18 protein-coding genes, 3 pseudogenes and 1 other annotated feature are annotated in these 21,231 nt (G+C 59.0%); of the genes and pseudogenes, 7 read left to right on the forward strand and 14 right to left on the reverse strand.

Annotated features, from left to right (window positions below):
• From IVA81_RS19225 to IVA81_RS19240, 4 genes and pseudogenes are all read left to right on the forward strand, one after another.
• Window positions 1-148, forward strand: a pseudogene (locus tag IVA81_RS19225) (chitooligosaccharide synthase NodC); the annotation flags it as partial.
• Between the two features lie 1,251 nt (window positions 149-1,399).
• Window positions 1,400-2,437: pseudogene (locus IVA81_RS19230) on the forward strand (IS110 family transposase).
• Between the two features lie 1,276 nt (window positions 2,438-3,713).
• Window positions 3,714-4,028, forward strand: coding sequence for a hypothetical protein (locus IVA81_RS19235; RefSeq protein ID WP_247320904.1), 315 nt, complete (start codon window positions 3,714-3,716; stop codon window positions 4,026-4,028).
• 219 nt (window positions 4,029-4,247) lie between these two features.
• Entirely contained in the window at window positions 4,248-4,985 is a 738-nt protein-coding gene (locus IVA81_RS19240) for an outer membrane beta-barrel protein (protein ID WP_247320905.1), read from the forward strand.
• A gap of 452 nt (window positions 4,986-5,437) precedes the next feature.
• On the opposite strand, the gene IVA81_RS19245 is transcribed toward IVA81_RS19240, so the two are convergent.
• The 3 genes and pseudogenes from IVA81_RS19245 to IVA81_RS19255 all read right to left on the reverse strand — a co-directional run bounded on the left by IVA81_RS19245 (window position 5,438) and on the right by IVA81_RS19255 (window position 10,166).
• Window positions 5,438-6,163: a LuxR family transcriptional regulator gene (locus tag IVA81_RS19245; protein WP_247320906.1), complete on the reverse strand. Its 726-nt coding sequence runs from the start codon at window positions 6,161-6,163 to the stop codon at window positions 5,438-5,440.
• 943 nt (window positions 6,164-7,106) lie between these two features.
• Window positions 7,107-8,333, reverse strand: a complete 1,227-nt coding sequence (gene metC, locus IVA81_RS19250) for a cystathionine beta-lyase (protein WP_247320908.1) — start codon at window positions 8,331-8,333, stop codon at window positions 7,107-7,109.
• Between the two features lie 595 nt (window positions 8,334-8,928).
• Window positions 8,929-10,166 (reverse strand): annotated as a pseudogene (locus IVA81_RS19255) (IS3 family transposase).
• Window positions 9,823-9,939: a sequence feature (AL1L pseudoknot), on the reverse strand. (Overlaps the previous pseudogene by 117 nt.)
• A 916-nt stretch (window positions 10,167-11,082) precedes the next feature.
• On the opposite strand from IVA81_RS19255, the gene IVA81_RS19260 reads away from it, so the two are divergent.
• From IVA81_RS19260 to IVA81_RS40675, 3 genes are all read left to right on the forward strand, one after another.
• Window positions 11,083-11,778: a transglycosylase domain-containing protein gene (locus tag IVA81_RS19260; RefSeq protein ID WP_247320911.1), complete on the forward strand. Its 696-nt coding sequence runs from the start codon at window positions 11,083-11,085 to the stop codon at window positions 11,776-11,778.
• 626 nt (window positions 11,779-12,404) lie between these two features.
• Window positions 12,405-12,632 carry a hypothetical protein gene (locus IVA81_RS19265; protein ID WP_247320913.1) on the forward strand — a complete coding sequence of 76 codons (228 nt, stop codon included), beginning with the start codon at window positions 12,405-12,407 and terminating at the stop codon, window positions 12,630-12,632.
• A gap of 109 nt (window positions 12,633-12,741) precedes the next feature.
• On the forward strand, window positions 12,742-12,918 hold the full coding sequence (locus tag IVA81_RS40675) for a hypothetical protein (protein ID WP_247803855.1): 177 nt from the start codon (window positions 12,742-12,744) through the stop codon (window positions 12,916-12,918).
• On the opposite strand, the gene IVA81_RS19275 is transcribed toward IVA81_RS40675, so the two are convergent.
• The 11 genes from IVA81_RS19275 to IVA81_RS19325 form a co-directional block, all read right to left on the reverse strand.
• Entirely contained in the window at window positions 12,883-13,218 is a 336-nt protein-coding gene (locus IVA81_RS19275) for a WGR domain-containing protein (protein ID WP_346659405.1), read from the reverse strand. The genes IVA81_RS40675 and IVA81_RS19275 overlap by 36 nt on opposite strands.
• A 135-nt stretch (window positions 13,219-13,353) precedes the next feature.
• Window positions 13,354-13,944 (reverse strand): PIN domain-containing protein, encoded by a 591-nt coding sequence (locus IVA81_RS19280; RefSeq protein ID WP_247320914.1) that lies wholly within the window; start codon window positions 13,942-13,944, stop codon window positions 13,354-13,356.
• 2 nt (window positions 13,945-13,946) lie between these two features.
• Window positions 13,947-14,405, reverse strand: a complete 459-nt coding sequence (locus tag IVA81_RS19285) for a helix-turn-helix domain-containing protein (RefSeq protein ID WP_247320916.1) — start codon at window positions 14,403-14,405, stop codon at window positions 13,947-13,949.
• A gap of 437 nt (window positions 14,406-14,842) precedes the next feature.
• Complete coding sequence (locus IVA81_RS40680) at window positions 14,843-15,271, reverse strand: WGR domain-containing protein (protein ID WP_346659403.1); 429 nt, start codon at window positions 15,269-15,271, stop codon at window positions 14,843-14,845.
• Between the two features lie 242 nt (window positions 15,272-15,513).
• Window positions 15,514-16,293: a YggS family pyridoxal phosphate-dependent enzyme gene (locus tag IVA81_RS19295; RefSeq protein ID WP_247320918.1), complete on the reverse strand. Its 780-nt coding sequence runs from the start codon at window positions 16,291-16,293 to the stop codon at window positions 15,514-15,516.
• Between the two features lie 179 nt (window positions 16,294-16,472).
• Window positions 16,473-16,787, reverse strand: coding sequence for an acyl-CoA dehydrogenase family protein (locus IVA81_RS40685; protein ID WP_247320920.1), 315 nt, complete (start codon window positions 16,785-16,787; stop codon window positions 16,473-16,475).
• 328 nt (window positions 16,788-17,115) lie between these two features.
• Window positions 17,116-18,669: a tripartite tricarboxylate transporter permease gene (locus IVA81_RS19305; protein ID WP_247320922.1), complete on the reverse strand. Its 1,554-nt coding sequence runs from the start codon at window positions 18,667-18,669 to the stop codon at window positions 17,116-17,118.
• Entirely contained in the window at window positions 18,670-19,137 is a 468-nt protein-coding gene (locus IVA81_RS19310) for a tripartite tricarboxylate transporter TctB family protein (RefSeq protein WP_247320924.1), read from the reverse strand.
• An 11-nt stretch (window positions 19,138-19,148) separates the two neighbouring features.
• The gene (locus IVA81_RS19315) at window positions 19,149-19,682 is read right to left on the reverse strand and encodes an XRE family transcriptional regulator (RefSeq protein ID WP_256469354.1); all 534 of its coding nucleotides are present in this window, start codon (window positions 19,680-19,682) and stop codon (window positions 19,149-19,151) included.
• An 88-nt stretch (window positions 19,683-19,770) separates the two neighbouring features.
• A complete protein-coding gene (locus tag IVA81_RS19320) occupies window positions 19,771-20,721 on the reverse strand; it encodes a PDR/VanB family oxidoreductase (protein ID WP_247320928.1) in 951 nt (316 codons plus the stop codon).
• On the reverse strand, window positions 20,722-21,231 hold the full coding sequence (locus IVA81_RS19325; RefSeq protein ID WP_247320930.1) for an MOSC domain-containing protein: 510 nt from the start codon (window positions 21,229-21,231) through the stop codon (window positions 20,722-20,724).

Genomic DNA, 21,231 nt, shown 5'->3' on the forward strand with positions numbered 1-21,231 from the left:
GATTCGATGCAGCGTGGCGGCCCTTCGTGCCGGCGAGCTTCGATTTATCGGCTTCTCGCTGCACACCCCGATCAACATCTTCCTCCTGCTCCCGATGAAAGCCTATGCGCTCTGTACCTTGAGCAACAGCGACTGGCTCTCGCGCAGACCAGCCGATTTGCCCGACGGAAATGGAACGCATGGCAAGTTTTTGTGCCCGGGCCCGACAACCGACAAGCCCAAGGAGATTGTTTGCACGTCGCGCATTCAGCACCTTGAGCACCGCATTGCTCTACAATTGGAGGTCGTTGCTCAACTGATCTGCCAGGACAAATTCGCGCTCCGAGCGGTCAAGCTGCTCGACGAACTCACAAGCGAACTGGTCGCGGCGAAGCTGGAACTCGGCGCAATAGGCGAGGCGAGCGCCAGCAGACCCAGCAGGCGAACAGTCCCGGCGAAACAATACGGTGACCTCTTCTATCCAGAAGACCTCCGCATCCTAGCTAACATTTTCGACCAGGCAGTCGCAGCTTTACCGCCAGATCGCCGTACTATCGCCAATCGTACGCAAATCGCCAAACTTGTTCTAGCTCGGGGAACGACACGTGAAGCCAAGTCCGACCCGACTCATGGCGCCTGCGTTCTTGGCGATTTGCTCGATCGGACGTTCAACTCTTACTCGTCTAATCAAATCGAGGTTGCGCCTAGCACCTGGCGGAATTCTGCATAAGGCGTAGGTTAGATCACTCGATCGGGTAATGAGAAGACATCGTCCTGGTTTTGAGAGCCGGCGGTCCTTTCGCCCAGCGATGGGTATACAGGCAGCCTGCTTTTCCCTAACAGTTTCGTCTCGTCAGCAGGCATGCCGCGGGACAGGTGGCAGGACCACTTCTCCGGCATCGTCAAGGCAAGAACCGTGTATTCAAGCCCTCGGTCTCAGAGGATGAGTACGGTACCCCTTGCACTGCAATGCGACCGCCTGCCGGCCGCCGCGGTGCGCAAATAGTCCAGGTCCTAACGGCACTCCGAGTGCGCCGCGAGACGGCTAGTCTCGTCCACGTTTCAGCTGCGACCGAAAGTCGTCTCCGTTGCCCCCAGCGGGTGGGGCAATGCCGCCGAGAGAACCGCAGCACTCTGACCAAACCACAGGTATCAACCATCACGAATGTCGTTTTCCTGCAATGATCACGGCGTGGGCCGCTCCGCGGATCTGCATACTATGCCTGGCTCCACGCACACTGCTGCTGCAGGCCACCTCAAGTTAGAATACATTTTGGCTGGGAGTAGCTTGCGGCGCGGCAATCAGGATAGAAGTGCGTCCCATCCAGATTGATGGTGTGGAACGGCCCCGTTACCGACAGCATCAAAGTGCTAAAACGTGGGTCGTTGCTTGCAACGCCACAAGGTAGGGAGCCGTTCCGTGAATCAGATTAGCACCATCGGCCTGGATTTGGCCAAGAACGTTTTTCAAATACACGGCGCCGACGCCGAGGGCGCGCCGATCTTCAATCGAAAACTGCGTCGGGCCGACGTGCTGCGCTTTTTCGAAAAGCTTCCGCCGTGTCTGGTCGGCTTGGAGGCGTGCGGCAGTGCCCATTATTGGGCGCGCGAGATTGCGGCGCTCGGTGACGACGTGCGCTTGATCCCGCCGGTTTACGTAAAGCCGTTCGTGAAACGGGGCAAGACGGACGCTGCCGACGCCGAGGCGATCAGCGAAGCTGTGACCCGCGAGACGATGCGTTTCGTTCCGATCAAATCGGCCGATCAGCAGGCGGCGGCCATGGTGAAGACGCGCGCTCTTTTACTCCGCCAGCAAACTCAGGCGATCAACGCGCTTCGCGGGCATTTGTCGGAGCTGGGCATTATAGCCGCCACCGGCACGGCGAAAGTAGCAGAGTTGATCGAGATCGTGCGGGACGAAGAGGACGTTTGCCTGCCAAAAGCCGCCCGTTTGGCTTTGGCTGAAATCGCCGATCAGATCCAGGCGTTGACGCGCCAGATCGATAAGCTCGAACGAGGTATTGTCGGCGAGGTGAAGCGTGACGAGGACATGCGGCGGCTGATCACAATTCCGGGCGTTGGAGCGATCACGGCGGCTTCCGTCAAAGCGCTGGTCCCGGATCCCGAAGGATTCAAATCCGGCCGTCACTTCGCCGCCTGGCTGGGACTGACGCCAAAGCCCCATTCTAGCGGTGGCAAGGAACGGCTCGGCGACATATCGAAAATGGGGAATCCGACGCTCCGCTCGCTGCTTGTTTGTGGCGCGACGTCGGTCTTGTGACGCGTGAAGGCCAACGAGAAAGCGCCGCGGTGGCTAATCGCGCTTTTGGCGCGGCGGCCTTTCAAGGTAGTCGCGGTCGCGCTTGCCAACAAGATCGCGAGGATCATCTGGGCGCTCCTCACCAAGGGCGGAAGCTATCGAAATACTGGCGTGGCAAGCGGCGCAGCACGTGCCTGAGCCGAACGACGACCAGAACAGACTGCCCGGCACGTAGCCGGACAGAGGCGAGGTGCATGATTAGACGATGAGCCCACGGGACGAAATCCCGAGGCGAGAGAGGCCGGCGCGACAATGCGCTTAAAGCGCGTCAGATTGATCAGCCCTTCGCATCGCGAATTTCATCGAGGCCAGCGGTCCACGACCGCGCTGAAAGGCCGGACATATGACCGCACCGTTCCCGGAGGACAAATGTCTAAAAAAGCACTTGCCCGCGGGGCCGTTCCACATATGTCGCGTTATAGTAACCGAAGGGACTTGAATCGTACGTAGCGTCACGTTGTAGGAACCAGGCATCCGCCACCTCGCGCCGACCAACTAGTCAACGACCGAGGGCGGGAGTGTGACGTAACACATCAAAGCAATCCTCCGGTTTGGACATCGAGATGACGACACCGCTGCTTTTTCTCACTATGATCTTCTTCGGCGGCTTTGGATTAGGATATGCTATGCGCAGCTGGCGTTCCCGCAAGCGACGTGAGCACGCCCGGCTCTATGGCGCTTACTTTCATTCCGGCACTTCTGCTCCGCTGCCGCTCCGAGTTCCCGCACGCCGTGGTTCCTAAGGCTGCATTCGGCCTTGCTCAAGCTCGAAATTGCCGATGCCACACGAGGGCGAACGCCCACCGTCATCAATTCGTCGAGCACAGAATCGCAAGGCAGCGTGGAGGCCACGCGCGTGCTCGCGTGGAGTCAGTCCCAACGGCGCGGTGTAACGTGTGACTGATTGCCGATTTGACCCGAGACACTGACGGTGACGACTGCGAGTCGGCCGTTCACGGATGATCGAGTCGGCGGCGGTGTATTCGCAACCGGCCATGGACCTTGCAACGTAGATTTGTGACCTTAGCATGCGCGGAAGCCATTGCCGGACCGAATTCCAATCAGCGCTGGTGCACACCGCGGAGAAGATATGTCTGGCACGCGAGCTAGCGCTTGAACGAATGCGAGGGCGAGCACGATTGCGACAGCATCGACAAAGGAGCACCTTTCACTCTCCTGCGGCATCTACACCGCTTCTATGCCCGTGGCGATCTGCACGGGGCGAGAAGAGAGATCCAGAGCCATCGCACGACTTCGAATTTCATCTCGCGCAGGATCAGCGCCGCATTGACCGTGACCAATGCTTCCTGGCCGAGTCCGATTCGCTGAACTCGCCTACCTAAACTGAGAGGTTTCGAAGGTGAGGCTTCCCTCCTAGAACTCGATCCGCGATAGTCAGTACAGCGGATGCATCATGAAACCTGACGAGCGCCTCGCCGAGGTCCTTGAGAATAGCGCGTGTTTTGATGATGAGGCATGGGAGGTGTGGGCACAGTGCCTCTCACCCACTGAGCGGCTGGCGTATATTCGCAAGCATCGCTCTCACTTCCGGTTCGCAGATTACGATGAAGTGATAGCTGTTGTACGGGGTCGGCGCTTCACCGGTTGCTCATCGCAGCTCCTTCGATGGCGTGACAGGATAAGAGCAAGGACGTTGCAAAGCGCTTTGCTCTTTTCGGTTGCGGTGTGGCTGGGCATCATGTGGCTTGCGGTGCGCTTAATCCGCTGAGATCAGCAGCCCGCTTTTCGCCCACGCCTACGCAATCTACGTTCGCACGCGAAGGAGCATTGCGAGGCAGTTGAAGATGATCCGCGCAACGCCGCAACCTGACGCAGGGTTCGGTTCAAGCATTCCTTTCGGCGCAAATGTTGCGATGCAGTTACAGCTATTCGCGCGGATGTTGTTAAGACGCGCGAGGCTCGGGGCACTCAAGACATGAGATTAGAAATGAAGAACTTGTTGCTTGCGACTGTAAGCATTGTGGCGCTTGGCGCGGTGGCGCCCGCATTCGGCGCGGATCTGGCTGCGCAGCCCGTCCAGCCTCTCTATACCAAAGCTCCACAGCCTGTTGCGGCTGCGATCTACGACTGGAGCGGCTACTACGTTGGTATGAACGGCGGCTTGGGCTCAAGCTCGAATTGCTGGGACTTCAATGGCGGCACGCCTGAGGGCTGCCATGATGCGACCGGCGGTACTGTGGGTGGCCAGATCGGCTATCGAAGGCAGATGGGCCAGATCGTCCTTGGTGTTGAAGGCCAGGGGAACTGGGCTGATTTGACTGGCTCGAATGACAGCGTCGCGTTTGCGGATATTAACCAGACCAAGATTGATGCGTTCGGCGTGGTAACGGGGCAGATCGGTTATGCCGTGGACAACGTATTATTTTACGCCAAAGGTGGTGCCGCAGTGACGAGCAATACCTATCAGATTAGCTCGACCCTCACGGGCGCGCAGCTTGGGAAGAGCGACCACATTCTTTGGGGTGGTGCATTGGGAGCTGGGATTGAGTACGGTTTCGCGCCGAGCTGGTCGGTCAGCCTCGAGTACGACCACCTATTCATGCAGCCCGGAGCGGTGCACTTCGCCGCGCCCGCAGGCGGAACCGATCGCATCCGCCAGGATTTCGATCTTGTGACTGCACGGCTCAACTATAAGTTCGGCGGCCCGTTTCTTCTGAAATATTGATCAGCAGTACGAACGGCGGATCGAAAGCCCCGGCCCATGGCCGGGGCTTGTTTTTGCGAGGGCGGGCTTGCTGCATCAAGCAATCCAAGCCCAAAAACCGCTCCCATATTGGACGAGTGGCGGCATCCACAACCAACCACGCTTGCGAAGATCACTGTCATCGCACGCGCCATCGATGCGGCGAATGGTCTCCCGTCATGGCCAGTCCACGTCGAATTTAGGCAATCGTGCGAATCTCTCCCGCATCGAAAACACGACCACCCCTCGGCGGGATGCGCATCTATGCTCCCGAAGACGATCGAGATGACAGGCTTGTCAGCTATTCGCGGCAACAGCATCTTCTGCACCTTGGGCTGAACGTGTCCTCGCTGCTATTGTCATATTGTCACGCTGGTCAGATCGCTCGCTCGTGAGTTCGGCATAGGTCAATACGCGGCAGCGGCGCCGAAACGTCAGATAAGACCGAGGCGAATCGCCTTGGCAACGCAATGGGTACGGCTGTTCGTCTCTAGCTTTCGCATCGCGTTCTTCAGGTGAAAGTTCACCGTATTCTCGCTGACTCTCAGGATGACTCCGATTTCCCAGGATGATTTCCCCTCTTCCACCCAGCGGAGGCAATCCTTTTCTCGTTCGGATAGGGCCACTTGCATATGGCATCTTCCCTCCGATGACGGCGCGATCTCTGCAAATGCATGATGAAACTGCCAGGCCAATGCGTTGAGACGACTGAGGCGATACTCAGGGTCGACATCGTCGAACCTGGATGCAAAGGATGCGACAGATAGCTGTCCAAATGGTCCGAACAGTGGTACGGTTACGCCATGCTTCAGACCGGCCTCTTTGGCCTCGTTCAACACACGCATTTCGCCGGGCTGCAATTGATATTTGTGAGCGAGTTGATCCCATAGAAACGGCGCCGACTGCATCGTCGTACGCCGAACCACGGGATCGATGGCATTGTATCGGCGTTCAGCATAGCGCTCGCACCACGCGGAAGGAAAGTTCACTGTCACCGCGGCTGGCAGATACTCTGGCCGGCGGGTCGGCTCCGCGTCCGTCAGCGCCCCGTAAGCGACTTGACTGAAGCCCTGTTCGCTCGAACAGCTCACAAGCAGATCGAACAACACCTCGGGAGATCGACTCTGTTTTGCGCATTCGATGAAGCAAAATAGGTCCATTTGGTGCCTCCCGCCACCGACTTAGGCAAACCGGTGCTGCGTCTTTTGAGTGGATCGATTTGGGCAGGGGCCTGCGCCACTTCAGCCTCCTCTTGCTTGCGAAGTGCTCGACCGAACGCGACAATCATACGTCTCGTCATGAGCTGCAATCGAGTTGCCTCAGATCAGATAGTTGCTCGATAGAGAACATTGTGCATGCGCTTCTTCGGGAGGAGGCGGACCTGAAGCGTCCAGCAAATGTCGTACCAGCTGAGGCGCAAGGAGCAGTGCCGCAAAAGCACGAGTGCTGGAGAACTGGGGACGCAACGTTCACTGCTAGAATTCGGACATTTGTCGCAAGAGAGACAACCTTGTTGGCGCTAGCTGAAGAATATTTGTTGCATCGGCAAGTACGCGAATGATCTTACGCGTTGGTCAGCCTCCCGCCTTTGCTCCGGGGGCCAGCCGAGCTAGCGTAGACCCAGCGCCCGCGTCATAGGGCGCAGAGGCAATTAGACGCAGAAATGGCATGCATCCGCTGCGATACCCGTTTACCCTGGCGGTCGCGCCGTACCGAACGGAGCGCCGGAGATCCCCGGTTGCGCGATCGCGTATTGCCAAGCGCTCGTGTTCAAAAGCACCCGGACATGTTTGGGCGAACGAATCATCCGAATACGGCAATGGCACCTGTGGCTTAAATGACATCCAACTGACCGCACATCATGGGCGTTGTGCTCACGCACATTGACAGACAGAAGCCGTGCGCATGGTCTTCCTGCACGGGGCTGGTGCTCCACCTCGGAGATGCACGGCCATAAATCCGCTTTACAAATGGTAGATCATCGGCCGTGTCGGCCAACATGCCCAGAACTCGCGACTGTCTGCGCTACTGATCTCTGCTCGAGAGCGCCCCCAAGCGTCGCTTTTATCGGCCTCCTCCGCGCCATCAATACTGCCCTTGAAATCACCCGTCTCTGCTCTCATCCTGGTAAGCAGCGTCGCTCGCGGAGTGTTCGCAGGCGGCTTGCAGCGCCTGATGCATGTCCGCAATGAGATCACTCGGCCCCTCGATGCCGGCGTGAATACGAATCAACGGTCCATCAAATGAAACCATTGCTTCCGTTCGTGGAGGATCATCGACAGGCAGCACAAGGCTTTCGTACCCACCCCACGACAATCCGATTCCAAAAAGGCTCAGTTTCTGGAAGAAAAGCGAAAGCTGGGCCTTGGACATAGGCTTCAGAACGACGCCGAACAGGCCACTTGCACCCAAGAAATCCCGCTTCCAAATATTGTAGCCGGGATCGTTTGGGAGCGCAGGGTGTAGAACCCGGCCCACTGCCGGGTGGTCTTCCAGGCTTTGAGCCAGCTTGATGCCATTTTCGTAATGCTGCCTCATGCGAACGGCTAGTGTGCGCAGTCCACGAAGAGCTAAATAGATGTCATCTGGCCCAGCAATCTCCCCGAAATGATGAGCGCTTGGCTGCAGGAGCGGCCACGCTTCCTTGTTAGCGGTAGCAATGCCCAGAAGGGCGTCGGAATGACCAACGATATACTTGGTCGCGGCATGGATCGAGATGTCGACGCCATGGAGAAAGGGTTTGAAATAGAGCGGCGTCGCCCAAGTATTGTCCATGAGCACGAGCGCACCCGATTGATGTGCGATCGCGCACAGCGCGGGCAGATCCTGTACCTCAAACGTCATGGACCCAGGGGACTCCAGGTACACAGCTCGCGTTTTTGTCCCAATCTTCGCGAGTAGATCCGAAGGTTGTGTGGGATGGAAGTACTCCACCTTGACCTTAAATCTAGTTAGAACCTGGTTCGCGAACATCCTCACCGGTTCATAGACGTTATCGCAGATCAAAACATGATCCCCGGCCTTCAGGATCCCGAGAAGCGCGTGGGAGCACGCAGAGAGCCCCGAAGGGAACAAGATCGAACGATACCCGCCTTCCAGTTCACAAATGGCAACCTCGAGAGCGCGAGACAGCGGTGAGCCGAATCGTCCGTAGTTCGTCACTGGATTCTGCTTGCGCCTATCCCACTCTTCGAGGGTTTCGGAAACGATCGTGGAACCTCGATAGACAGGAACATTGACCATCCCGGCGTGTTCAGCCGGCGCGCGACCGAGATGAGACAATTGCGTGTTGGGCTCTGGCAAGCCTTTACCCCAAGCGATCCGATCCATACCTCTCCTATCTGGGATCGCGCCGCTTAAATGCGCGGCGAATACCCACTACTATCAATCTGCAACTCATCTCCGGCGCGACGACTCGAGAACTCTGCATCAACGGCCTCTTCGTCATCATATCCCAACGTTAGAACAGCTCTCCTCCCAGATCGAAAGCGCGGTCGACCGCACAGTGAGACCGCGCCGGACCGCGCCCCTAAAAGTCGGTGGTCAGCTTCATGCAGATCTACAGTGGGTCCATCACTACAGCAAAGGTTGGGCCAGACGCGCGGGCTGCGCGCTGCAGGCGGATTAACCCGGACTGGTCGGATGCCTCGGCACCAGGCGAATTTCTTGTCGGACAAAAGACGCTGCATGTGGGCTCCTCGCCAAATCGGTTAAATCGGGACGATCTTGATGTGGGTTGACAATTGCACTTCTTATGAACTCGCGCGCTGGCGTTGTTTTTGCAGCTTCCCAATGAAGGCCTAGTTGCTGCACGCTTATGCTTATATCGAAGCGGGGAGCATGATTTGCGCCATTTAAGCACCGGTTGCGGTCGTTACCGCCGCCGTCATGCAAGTTCGTGGTGCAAGAGAATTGCGCAGGCCCACTACGCTGAATGATCACAACTTACACGAACTGAACCGCCCCGGGTTTGCCGGAGGCCCTTTGGTTTAAGTTTTGCCGCCATGGCGGGTTGTTCCAGCATGGCGTAGTAGCGTTGCTCGGCTTCGGCCAGCGGTATGTTGCCGATGGGCTCCAGGAGCCGCCGGTTGTTGAACCAGTCGACCCATTCCAGCGTCGCGAACTCGACGGCCTCGAAGCTGCGCCATGGCCCGCGCCGATGGATCACCTCGGCCTTGTAGAGGCCGTTGATGGTTTCGGCGAGAGCGTTGTCATAGGAATCTCCGACGCTGCCGACAGAAGGCTCCACGCCGGCTTCCGCCAGGCGCTCGGTGTATTTGATCGAGACGTATTGGGCTACCCCTGTCGCTGTGATGCACGAGCCCGCCACGATGGACCGGCCGGCGATCGTGCAGGGCCTGCTCCAGCGCATCGAGCACGAAGCCTGCATGCGCCGTGCGCGAGGCCCGCCAGCCCACGATCCTGCGGGCATACGCGTCGATCACGAAGGCGACGTAGACGAAGCCCGTCCAGGTCGCGACATAGGTGAAGTCGGAGAGCCAAAGGACGTTCGGCCGTGGCGCCTTGAACTGGCGGTTGACGTGATCCTGTGGCGCCGCCTTGTCGCTGATCGTGGTCTCGACGGATTTGCCGCGGATGCCCCCTTGCAAACCCATGTCCCGCATTATCGCGACACCGTGCAACGGGCAACATCGAAGCCTTCGCGTTTGAGCTGGCGCCAGATCTTGCGCACACCGTAGACGGAGAAGTTCTGGTCGAAGACGCGACGAACCTCGACCTTCAGCGCGGCATCCTGCCTGGCGCGCGCCGACCGCTTGGCCGGATCGCGCCGCTTGGCCACATGGGCGTGGTAGGTCGAGGGGGCGATCGGCAATACCTTGCAGATCGGCTCGCCCCCATGCGCCCCACGATGATCATCAATGAAGGCGATCATGGCTTGGACCGGCGGTCGAGCTCCGCCATCGCAAAATAAGCGCTCGCCTTGCGCAGGATCTCGTTGGCCTGCCGAAGCTCACGGTTCTCCCGTTCCAGGGCCTTCAGCTTCTCGGCCATCTCAGTCGGAACGCCGGTCCGCTGCCCGCTGTCGATCTCGGCCTTCTTGACCCAGTCATGCAGCGTTTGCGGTGTGCAGCCGATCTTGGCCGCAATCGATGTCACCGCCGCCCAGCGCGAAGGGTGCTCGCCGGCGTGATCCAGAACCATCCGAACCGCGCGGTCCCGGACCTCAGGCGAAAACTTGTTCGTCGTCTTGCTTGCATGGCTCCCTCTCAGGAGTTGGAGCCTCCGGCAAACCTGGGGCGGTTCAAACCGACACCTGACTGAATCGAGAGCTGGCCCTTAACAGACTTGAATCGTACCTAGCGTCAAGTTGTACTAACTAGCGGTTCGATTCTCCGAACCGAGACACATTCCGGCCTCAAGGTGCAGGCCCGGCACATTGAGGATCTGCGAGGCGCGCTTGAGATGATGGTGACAGCTCTTATTGTCCTTTCGATTGTCGCCGCCGGTGGGGCTGGCTACGGCGTCCGTACTCGGCGTTTTCGCAGCCGACGAAAGCGCGCGCGGCTGCATATGGCTACGGCCCACTCCGCAGAGAGCTGCAGCAGTCATGCGCCGTCGCGCAACTCGCTCGAGCAACCCGCCTGCTGGCAACCCGAACCAGATCTTGCGGACCAGAAGCGCTCGACAATAGCCCGCGAGGGCTAAACAATTCACGCGGGCTCACCTCTCACCTGCAGAATTCGCTGCCGGCCCCCTCGGCAAGGTGCAGCTGATGCGCGAGTTCTTACGTTGTGCTGCGGCGTGTCGCGGCTCCAGAACTACGACAGATGCTTTTTTTTGGTGGGGACGTCCGAACGGAGCGGCGTGCCGCAAGCGGCACGCGTTTCGACGCGCTAAGTTCAAATAATTTGAAACGCAAGTGAGTCAGATGATACCGCGAAGAAGAACCCCAATCCAAGATCGTATGATGGCTGGAGCCATGCGTGTCTATTCGATTGCCTGCATGCTAACGGAGCTTATGCGCGGTGCGAGGCTTGTTCGCCGATCCTTGCGCTGTACGATCGTCGATCCGCTTTCGGAAGCCTTAACATTCGGGCTCATCAGCCTCATACTGTGAATGATCGCGGCAAACCCCGTTTTTCAGAAAACAGGTGATCAGGATTGGAGCGAGGGCGCCGATCCCACACTCTGTCTGCCGGAATGCCGCACGGGTCTGACCAGCGCTTGCGCGACGTACAGCTCGATTTCAGTGAAGGAGCTTCCGGACGTCCTAGTCAAGGCGACGTTGGCAACCGGGGATCGCCGCTTCTATAGCCATTTCGGCATTGACCTTACCGCGATCGCGCTCTCATTGCATGCCGGCCCGGGCACAAAGGCCGTGCGCTCGTCCATTACCCAGCAGGTTGCGAGAATTCTATTCCCCTCAGATGAACCAACTTTGGAGGTCAGGATTCAGGAGGCGCTTGTCGCAATTTGGCTCGAATGGCGGCTCAGCAAGGATGAAATCCTGAAGATCTACCTAAACCGTGTGCAGATCGGAGGCGGCATCTTCGGCGTCAGTAAAGCTGCGCAGAGTTATTTCCACAAGCAGGTTCAGGATATCGAACTTGGCGAAGCAGCCCTGCTTGCCGGGCTGATAAATGCGCCACTAGATCTACCTTCGCATGTTGCTCTTCCGAATGCACGTGAGCGTGCAAACCTGGTTCTGGACACCCTCGTCGAGACCGGGCTCATCACTAATGATCAGCTGTTCGCGGCAAAGCAACATCCGGCACGCCTGATCTTCGTGCATCAGGACGCATCGCCGAATTGAAGAGATCGAGATGAGCGTGATCTCGCGGAAGATGATTGCCACTGCTGCCAAGGAGTGGAGGGTAGCACAGCTGATTGACTGCAAATTGGTATCGCACCCCGTAATGTAACTGGCGGATCGCGATTCATCGGAAAGAGCCGGCCGGTTGCCTGGCGATAGCAGGGAGGCTGACCGTCGGATCGTCGCTCAACGGGGCGACGGTTTCCAGGTATGTTGCGTGCCCGCCGGACGGCCCATCCATCGCTCAGCATGAGCACACCGATGAGGCGAATGATGAAGCCCTCATTGGCGAAGATGCTGACAAAATCGAGACGTACTCGTTGAAGTCGTATCATCCGATCGAAACATTAATATCGTTTTGGGCGGCAGCATCCTCATACAGTTGACGGGAGCGCGAGACGTGCGAGGGATTGAGCAAAGTCTTCATTGCTGCACGCGTCCTATCGTTATGAATGGTGTCTGGCGAGATGGTGAAAGCATGCGGCAACAACCTGAAGCGAGCACCTACCTACTCTGATGAGAAAGCCTTTCATTTCTCAATGAGGAAGCATTCGGGTGGTTAGGCAAGAGGGCAGAGCGTTGATCAATAGCGGCCGGAGAAGGCAAGCCTGTTTGCAACGTATACCGTGAAGCTGCTGACCTTAGATCTCGCATTGAGCTCGTCAGGCGGCCGGGTCGAGCTGTTGGACGGGTTGGATTGGCGGCGGCGCTGGTGGCAAGATGATAAGGCGCGGATCATCGAGAAGACGTTGGCGCCAGCGGCGAAGGTGATAGAGGCTAAGGCGATGGACAACATGCTCAAGTGCTGGAGCGAGTTCACCCGCGTGATCCGCGACGGCCGCGTCTGCCTTTGAATAGCGCCGCCTGGGATCACTATGTGTTATTCGGGGATGAACAACGATTAGAGACGCCACACCTCCCAGATATGGGAGTGGCCAGAAGGAGTTCAATGCCTCGTCCGGCGTGAAGAAGGTCTCGCTGGCGGACCTGATCGTTCTCGGCGGCACCGCAGCGGTCGAGAAGACCGCCAAGGACGCCGGCGTCAACGTGAAGGTCGGCGAAAATGTCCGTGGCTGTACTGCACGCCAACGACGGTGTTACCGCTCAAGATCCTTCGAGAAGCAAATTGTCCATCAGTAGCTTGAAACGCAGGCCCGAGCGTCCGCGCATGACTTGATTCGCATAAGCTTCAGCTTTGCTGGCGACTTTGCTGTTGCGGTGGACGGAACCGCTCACTGCAGCTGTGGGGCTTCGCCGGAAGTAGCCCACGACGGGCTTTACGCACGAGCCAAGCCTCGAGCGCCTCGGCGGCCCTGCACCCGGCCCAGCGGACACATCGAGGCGCCGGCGGCCGCGCTTTCCGAGACGGCCCCATTCCCGCAGCAATGCAGTGTCGCCAAACAGGGCTGGCTCGATCATGAGCACATAGAAGCGGGACATGTTCCGGGCCGGATCGCGGCGTTCGAGCACGAGGTATTGCAGTGAGTTCGGACACACGTCAGAATCGTAGCTGCCGAAAGGGCCGTCCAATTAAATTACTGAATCGTCAGGTTGCGAGCGTCGCTGTCGAATCGACTAGAGCGATTCGACGTGTGGCCTTAGCAGGTCAACCGTTTCGATCAGTCCCGCAGCCTCCATCACGAGCAATAGCTCCGCTGGCGTCATTTCCGGTTTTTTGAACCGTTCGCGCATACGCCGAATGGCTGCAACGGCGCGAGCTTCGTCGAGTGCAATGGTATCCGCAATGAAAGCGTCGGCGGATTTCGCCTCCATGTTCAGGTCGGAAAGAACTGCCGCCGGAAAGTCCTTAAGGTTTTCCGTTATGATCATTGCGGCTTGCGTCTTGGCCGCTGCAGCGACAACGTGGTGATCGCCGGGATCGGGCAGACCCGCCGCAACCGGCAAGAAGTTGTCAAAATCTGTAACCATGGCGTCTTCGAAGGCAGCTTCCATGCTGGCGCGCGCCCGCTCCGCGCGCGCCGTTGCATCGTCAAAGCCTTTGCCGCTCAAGATTTCCTTAATAGCTGCTTCGGTCTCGTCCAGGACGCGGCTCGACCAGCGGAGACGAAAAAATTCTGCCTCGGCCAGGGAAAGCAACAGGTTCCTTTTGAGCGCGCTCGCAAGCGAGCACGCATCGACGAATGCGGTGAAACGGTTTGCAAACAAGGCTACAGATGCTCCGCGTCCAGCTCGGCGAGATTCGCAAGCGCGTTGCCTCGCTTCTCATCACGCGTGCGCTTATAGGCGAATAGGTCCTCTGCCCTAATCCTGCGATGACGCCCCACTGTCACATGCTGAATTTCGTTCTTCTCAAGCAGCGAGACTAGAAACGGACGTGAGACATTCAGGATGTCGGCAGCTTGCTGCGTGGTCAACATCTCATGCACAGGCACGAGCGTCACCGCATCGCCGCGACCGATATGCCGAAGCAATTCCATCAAGAGGCTCGACAGGGCCGGCGACAAGGTTATCTCAGCAGCCTGTTGCGCATCGTCGAGCACGCGCAGTTTGGCGTCTCCCGTCGCATGCGACGCGAGAATCTGACGAAGCTGGTTGGCTGCCGCCTTCTCGCTCGCGGAAGGCAGGCGAGTCCCCCCCAGCTCTTCGGCGTAGGCTGGCATGGTCATCGTATCTTCTCCCCTGTACGGCTTTGTATGTACGCCATATTCGAAATAAACGCAACAAACGAAATAAACGAAACGTCCTAAAGTTCCTAGTCGGCCCCGGCCCTACTTCAAGCAGGTCGACTTCATACAGCTTTTAGAGCCTCCGAGCTCATGAACCGGATGGGAGGAGGTCTGGACCAGGAAAAAATTGGCGCAAAACGCCTCTCAAAGGGCTCCTGCCAATTCTGCAGCACGTGCACGTTCAGCGCGATTCTTCGCAAGGACCGTTTTGATTCCCTTTCTAGGAATACATTCCACCAAGATCTATGTTATGCGAACAATATCAACACCTTAGTATTATGCAGCATTCATCGTACCATTGCAACCGGCTGGGCAAATCGGCCTAGACCTGATCGAGCAGCTCAGCCACCAATATCGCGCTAATGTTTTGCGAAGCTTCATCTGGTTGCTGGTCGCTCTTCCAGTCTGGCGATGTCACGGTGGACGGGATGGTTCATTGAAGCTGTGGAATTTCGCCGGACGTAGCCACGACGGGCTTTGCGCACGAGCCAGGCCTCGAGTGCCTCGACGGCCTGCACCCGCCCTGCGAACAGATCGAGGCGCCGCCGGCCGCGCTGGCCGAGACGCCCCCATCCGCGCACCAATGCAGTATCGCCAAAGAGGGTCGACTCGATCGTGAGCACATAGAACCGGGCCATGTTACGGGCCGGATCGCAGCGTTCGAGCACGACGTATTGCACCGTGAGTTCGGACATGCGCCAGAATCGCATGCTACCGAAACGGCCGTCCAAATAAACTATTGAATCGATCAGGACGAACGATTCAAAAATTTCATGCCAGCGAGCAAACGATTGCGGCGCGCTCACCGAATTTCAGGAGATTTCCGTGCTATTTTCCAGCCGCTCACCGAGCGAGAATTGGCGTCACCCCTGTGGGACCCAGCTTACGGCTGCGCTGAAGCCCCGCAAGCGGGTCTTCCCCTTAACGGGCTGCCATCTCTGGATTGATCGTCGTCGCACCCATTGCGGCTCGGATTCTGCTTATGGAGCGGCGGACCGCTTCAAGGGAGGCCGCGCTCGCGTTTTAGCGCCGCGCGAAGCACTATGCATTAAGACGATCCTTCGTTCCCTCGAAGGAGCCCGGGCCAGTAGTGTCCGTCTTTCGTCGGTCGTGGCCCAAAAATCGCTTGGCCAACTCTAATGACGTCAGCCCCCTCTTCGATTGCTATCTCGAAGTCGCTTGTCATGCCCATAGAGAGCACCTTAAGTCGCGGCGATGTCCTATCGCGTAACGCGTCTCGCAACTGCCGCAGCAACTTGAAACACCCGCGAACCTTGTCGGCGTCACCACTGAAGATTGCGAGAGTCATAAAGCCGCGAGGAATCAGGGCCGGATAGTCGGGAAGCCGACGTACAAAGTCACCCACTTCGTTCGGCGCGAGACCGTATTTGCTCACCTCACCGGAGGTGTTGACCTGGACGAATACGTCGAGACGTTTACCTTCGGCGCTGAGCCGGGCCTGGAGCGCATCGGCCAATCGTATGCTGTCCAGCGCGTGAAACTCGCTGGCGAACTTGATCATCGAATTCACTTTGTTTGTCTGGAGGTGGCCGATGATACTCCAGTTCAGCGACAGATCGGCGAGATCTCGAGCCTTGCCCTCGGCTTCCTGAACCTTGTTTTCCCCGAAGTTAGAGAGGCCGAGTTCGGACGCGATACGGATGACGGCGGCTGGCACCGTCTTGCTAACGGGCAACAGTCGAACTTCCGAGCGGCGACGGCCTGCCCGCACGCAAGCCGTCTTTATCCGTTGTTCAAGCTCATCGAGATTGGAGCGAAAAAGCGAGCGCGGATCATTCGTGAACCTCTCGTTGTCTATTTCTGACATCGTCCGCTCCCTGCTGGTCCCTCACTCTACTCTTCAGTGAGCGAGAGATCACGACATGCTGAATTTCGGTCGTTCCGTCCAGATATTGGGCCGTCTTTGCCGCGGTCACATGACGCGCTATCGGCGCCTGGGTCAAAAGCGTTCTCGCGCCAATCGATTGCATACGCGTATGATGCCGTTCATTGCGGCTCTCGTGGCGAACTTTTTCGCGTGGGCGGTGTCAACGCTAGCGCGCTCACCGCGATCGAGCTTGGATGCCGCAGCAGAGAACAACAGCCGCGCGGCGTGAAGGTCCGTCGCGACGTCCGCCAGCAGCCATTGCAGCCCTGAAAATCGATGGTTTTCGAACCAAAGGCGGTCCGGTCGTTCGTGGCCGCCAGCGCGCAATCGAGCAAGGCCTCCATCATTCCACAGCACAGGGCTGCGACGAGCGTTCGGGCGACGTCGACACCGGCCATGGCACGTTTGAAGCCGTCGCCCGGAGGAAAGAGCACTGCAGCCTCGTCTACGGGCAATCCGACAGTTCGATCCCAGCGAGCCCCACGGCGTGACACCCGACTAGATCGTACGGCGGCGTCACCGACAAGCCCGCAGATCGTCGCTCCGCCAGAAAGCCCGCAATGCCGAACGCGCACGCATGGCCGGTATCCGCCCAGGTAGGCGAGGCTACCCTGCACCGTGCGTTTGCTGGCGTGCCGATTCTGCGCCATCTCGCGGGTGGCGCGTTCGTCGATATACTTCTTGCCTTGGAGCTCTTGTTGCCTGGACCGTCTCTCGTCTTTACTGGGCCGCGAAGCGACCGGCCCTTGAACGACTAAAAGCTCACTCCGCGGGTCGGGCGGTCGCGACGCCGTTCCCCTCCGCGACGTCGAGCGCCGCAAGGGCCTTCGGCTTGCGCAAGCGCACGTAGACCTGTGCCGCCAAAAGCGTCACGCAAAGAAACAGAAAGAACGCGCTGATCGGCCGCTCGACGAAAATCATGGCGTCACCGCGCGAGACCAGCAGCGAACGGCGGAAGTTCTCTTCCAGGCGTGGCCCCAGGACGAAGCCGAGCAGGATCGAGGCCGGGTGGAAATCGAGCAGCAGGAGCAGATAGCCGATCAACCCGACGACGACGGTCTCGCCGACCTGGAACATGTCGTTGTTGGTCGAGTAGACGCCGATCGCGACGAAGAACAACGCGCTTGGATAGAGATATTTGTAAGGAATCATCAGGAGCTTCACCCACAACCCGATCAGCGGGACGTTGAGCAAGACCAGCATGACGTTGCCGATCCAGAAGCTCGCGATCAGGCCCCAGAAGATGTCCGGATGCTCCTTGATCAGCTGGGGACCGGGCACGATACCCTGGATCATCAGCGCACCCAGGATCAGGGCCATCACTGCGTCGCCGGGAATACCGAGGCTCATGGTCGGGATGAAGTCGCCCTGTACCGACGAATGCGTCGATGCCTCCGGACAGGCGACGCCTTCGATCATGCCGGTGCCGAACTTCTCTGGCGTTTTCGAAACCCTTTTCTCGGCCGCGTAGGAGATAAAGGATGCGATCGTTGGTCCAGTTCCCGGAATGAGGGAGCAAAGGCTCCCGATGATGGTGCCGCGCAACATCGCGGGGATGGAGCGGCGGAGTTCGTCGCGCGACGGACGCAGATCGCGCAGGCCCACCTTCGAATAGCGCGTGTTTACCTCGGAGTATTGGTTCACGCTCTTCATGAACTCGGCGATACCAAATAGACCGAGAGCGAGTCCGACGAGTTCGATGCCGTCAAGGAGATTCGGGATGCCGAAGGTAAAGCGCTCCGAGCCGGTCTCGACATCCGTTCCCACGATTCCTAGAAACAGGCCGAGCAACGTCATGGCGATGCCCTTGAGAGGCGAGCCTTTCGCCAGCGTCGAACCGGCGAGCAAGCCCAGAAGCATCAGCGAGCAAATTTCGGTCGGACCGAACTCCAGCGCGACCTTCACCAGCACCGGAGCCAGAAAGATCATCTCCAGTATGCCCCAAGAGGCGCCGACGAACGAGGATAGGACCGTGATGCCGAGCGCCGCTCCGCCACGGCCCTGCTTCGTCAGCGGAAATCCGTCGAGGCACGTCACCGCGTGCGGCGGATGGCACGGTAAGTTGAGCAGGATCGAACAAATCGCGCCGCCGTATTGTGCCCCATAGAACACCCCTGACAGCATCAGGATGGCACCGACCGGCTTGATGCCGAACGTCAGCGGCAGCAGCACCGAGATCGTGGCGAGTGGCCCCATTCCCGGCAGGACGCCCACCATGTTACCCACAAGGACGCCGACGAAACACCACATGAAATTCTGCGGCTCGAAAGCGACGCCAAAGCCGTACCAGAGATCGGAAAGCGCGCTCGCGAACATCTAAAACCCCCAACGGTACAGCGGGAAAGGAACCTTCAGCACGTAGGAAAAGAGGAGGCAGCCGACCACCGCGACGACCACAGCCAGGACGGCCGAACGTCTCACGGTGGCGGTTCTGTCGCCGAGCGCGGAGACGAAGATGCACATGAAGGTGGCCGCGGCCATGCCGAAATAGAGGCCGAAGAGGATGAACATCAGCGGTCCCGCGAGGATGCAGGCCCAGCCGCGCCACTCCATCGCCGCGGGCAATATGCGCTCTCCCTCTTCGAGAGGCGTCGCCAAACCGGTGACGAAGATCAAGCCTCCGACGATAGCCATCATGACGCCGAGCATGAACGGAAACATGCCTGGTCCTATGTGCGCGAAGGTCCCGAGCGAATAGGTAGCCGAGTTGAGACCGATCCCGGCGCCTAGCAGCACCATGAGCAGCCCGGCGTAAAAGTCCTTCTTTCGCAGCATGATCGGCATTCTTGGCACCTCTATGCGGTCTTGGTCGCTATCACGACGAGCGCCGATGCCGGTTCGGAAGACACCTGGATCAGCTTGTGCGGGATCGTGGAATCGAACTGGATGCAATCGCCGGGATTCAGGGTCTCCTTGCGCTTTCCGATGACGAGTTCGATCCGACCCGTGAGGATGAACAGGATTTCCTCACCTTCGTGGTGACTCATGATGCGACCGCGTTTCGCCGTCTTGGTCGGTCGCACGATGAAGGCGCGCATCGTGCGTTCGGGAGCCAGTCCGGCGACTAGCGACAGGTGCGTGTCGACGTCGCCCGCCCTCCCGTTCTTCGCGCGGACGATCGTGATCGGGTCGTGGTCGTCGGGTTGACCGTAGAAGTGGTCTAAGGTCGTTCCGAGCGCCTCGGCGATCTTGAGCGCGGAGCCTATCGACGGAGAGGAAAGCCCACGTTCGAGCTTGGAAAGATAGCTGCGGGTCAGACCGGAATCGGCGGCAAGCTGCTCCAGCGTCATGCCGCTCTGCACGCGGAGGAATTTGAGGTTGAGTGTCATTGCGCTCGGCTCTTTCCGAAGTTTTTGCCTGCATCGATCTCGCACCAAACCACCGACAGTTCAAACCGTGGAACGGGACCCCGACTGATCACAGATCCAGCACCAGCCTTTGTCCGGCGCAATCGCCCACGCAGACGATGAGCTCATTCTGCCGCTCGGCAATTGAAAGCACGCGATCGCGATGGATGGGCGGCCCCTCGGTCCAGCGCGTGCGGCAGGCGCCGCAGATGCCGCCGCCGCAGGACACGGGGACCTCGACGCCGAGCGCGTCGAGCGTTCCGAGAAGACCAACATCTGGTGTGACAGTCGCGAGCTTCTGGCTCGCCGACAGATAAAGTTCGTAGGGAGGCACGTCGCTTCTGGCGGAGACCTTCGGCGGCGTGAACATCTCGATGTGCTTCCGCTCTTCCGGCCAGGCCGAAACGGCATCTTCGAAGGCTTTCAGCATCGGGGCGGGTCCGCAGCAGGCCGCCAGGCCAGATCCGGTGAATTCCCCGACGATCGCGGCGATGACGGGCTTGGTCTGCGCGGTCGTGTCGTAGAGGCGGACACGGCCTGCTTCGATTGCCGACGCGATCATGTCGGTCAGGACCGGTCGTCCGCGGCTGGTCCAGTGCAGCACGAAGTTCGAGCGCCCTCGGCGCTCGAGATGCCGAATTGCGGAGATGAACGGGGTTACACCGATGCCTCCCGCGAGGAATACGTTCGTTCCCTCCTGGTCCAGTGCGATCCCGCCGCGTGGCAGCGAGACCGAAATCGGCTGTCCCACCTCCACCCGGTCGTGCAGGAAGTTCGAGCCGCCGCGGCCTTCGCGTTCGCGCTTCACTGCGATCACGTAACGCCGATCGTCGTCCGGGTCATTGCAGAGCGAATAGGTCCGGACGAGCCCCTGGCCCAGGTGAACGTCGATGTGCGCCCCCGGCCGAAACGGTGGCAGTTCCCAATCGTCCTGGTCGACCAGCGTGAAGCGCTTGGTGTCGTTGCCGAGATCCTCTACCTTTGAGACAACGGTGGAGACCGTCTTGATCGCCTTCGCCATCTAGATCGGCCTCACGGCGTCGCCGACGCGCAGCGTGCCCCCCGCGATGATCTTGCAGTTCAGCCCCGACCGGTTGATCAACGGATCGAAGACCGACTTGCCGAGTATCTCCTCGATGTGCCGGCACGGCGTCGAAAGACGGGTCGCCTCGACAATCGCTTCTCCGAGCCGGAAGCGACGGCCGACGAGATGATTCAGCGGGACACCTTCGATGGTCACGTTGCGGCGATGTTCCTCGGGCAGCAACTCGATCTTGTGGTCGCGTTGCAGGGCCTCGAGCGTCTCCATCTCGAACAGGGTGACCTGCCGTCCCTCCTCCGGCTTGTGGGAGTAGAATCCTGTTTCGTGGCCGACGAAATATCGATCGCCCTCGATACCGCGTCCAGCGACGAGCTCGAGCGAGGGAAACGAGCGCATCGGCAAAAAGGCGCGCGGGGTCTTGTGCAAGAAGCGCACGACGCCCTGCCAAGAGATCGTGACCTCGGGCTCATCGATTGCGATCGCGTCCAT

The sequence above is a fragment of the Bradyrhizobium sp. 141 genome, assembly GCF_023074055.1.
Lineage (GTDB): Bacteria > Pseudomonadota > Alphaproteobacteria > Rhizobiales > Xanthobacteraceae > Bradyrhizobium.

Coding starts and splice junctions, on each gene's coding strand:
- IVA81_RS19235 (WP_247320904.1), top strand. CDS start 3,714: ATGAAACCTGACGAGCGCCTCGCCGAGGTCCTTGAGAATAGCGCGTGT.
- IVA81_RS19240 (WP_247320905.1), top strand. CDS start 4,248: ATGAAGAACTTGTTGCTTGCGACTGTAAGCATTGTGGCGCTTGGCGCG.
- IVA81_RS19245 (WP_247320906.1), bottom strand. CDS start 6,163: ATGGACCTATTTTGCTTCATCGAATGCGCAAAACAGAGTCGATCTCCC.
- metC (WP_247320908.1), bottom strand. CDS start 8,333: ATGGATCGGATCGCTTGGGGTAAAGGCTTGCCAGAGCCCAACACGCAA.
- IVA81_RS19260 (WP_247320911.1), top strand. CDS start 11,083: ATGATCGCGGCAAACCCCGTTTTTCAGAAAACAGGTGATCAGGATTGG.
- IVA81_RS19275 (WP_346659405.1), bottom strand. CDS start 13,218: ATGTCCCGCTTCTATGTGCTCATGATCGAGCCAGCCCTGTTTGGCGAC.
- IVA81_RS19285 (WP_247320916.1), bottom strand. CDS start 14,405: ATGACCATGCCAGCCTACGCCGAAGAGCTGGGGGGGACTCGCCTGCCT.
- IVA81_RS19295 (WP_247320918.1), bottom strand. CDS start 16,293: ATGTCAGAAATAGACAACGAGAGGTTCACGAATGATCCGCGCTCGCTT.
- IVA81_RS19305 (WP_247320922.1), bottom strand. CDS start 18,669: ATGTTCGCGAGCGCGCTTTCCGATCTCTGGTACGGCTTTGGCGTCGCT.
- IVA81_RS19310 (WP_247320924.1), bottom strand. CDS start 19,137: ATGCCGATCATGCTGCGAAAGAAGGACTTTTACGCCGGGCTGCTCATG.
- IVA81_RS19315 (WP_256469354.1), bottom strand. CDS start 19,682: ATGACACTCAACCTCAAATTCCTCCGCGTGCAGAGCGGCATGACGCTG.
- IVA81_RS19320 (WP_247320928.1), bottom strand. CDS start 20,721: ATGGCGAAGGCGATCAAGACGGTCTCCACCGTTGTCTCAAAGGTAGAG.
- IVA81_RS19325 (WP_247320930.1), bottom strand. CDS start 21,231: ATGGACGCGATCGCAATCGATGAGCCCGAGGTCACGATCTCTTGGCAG.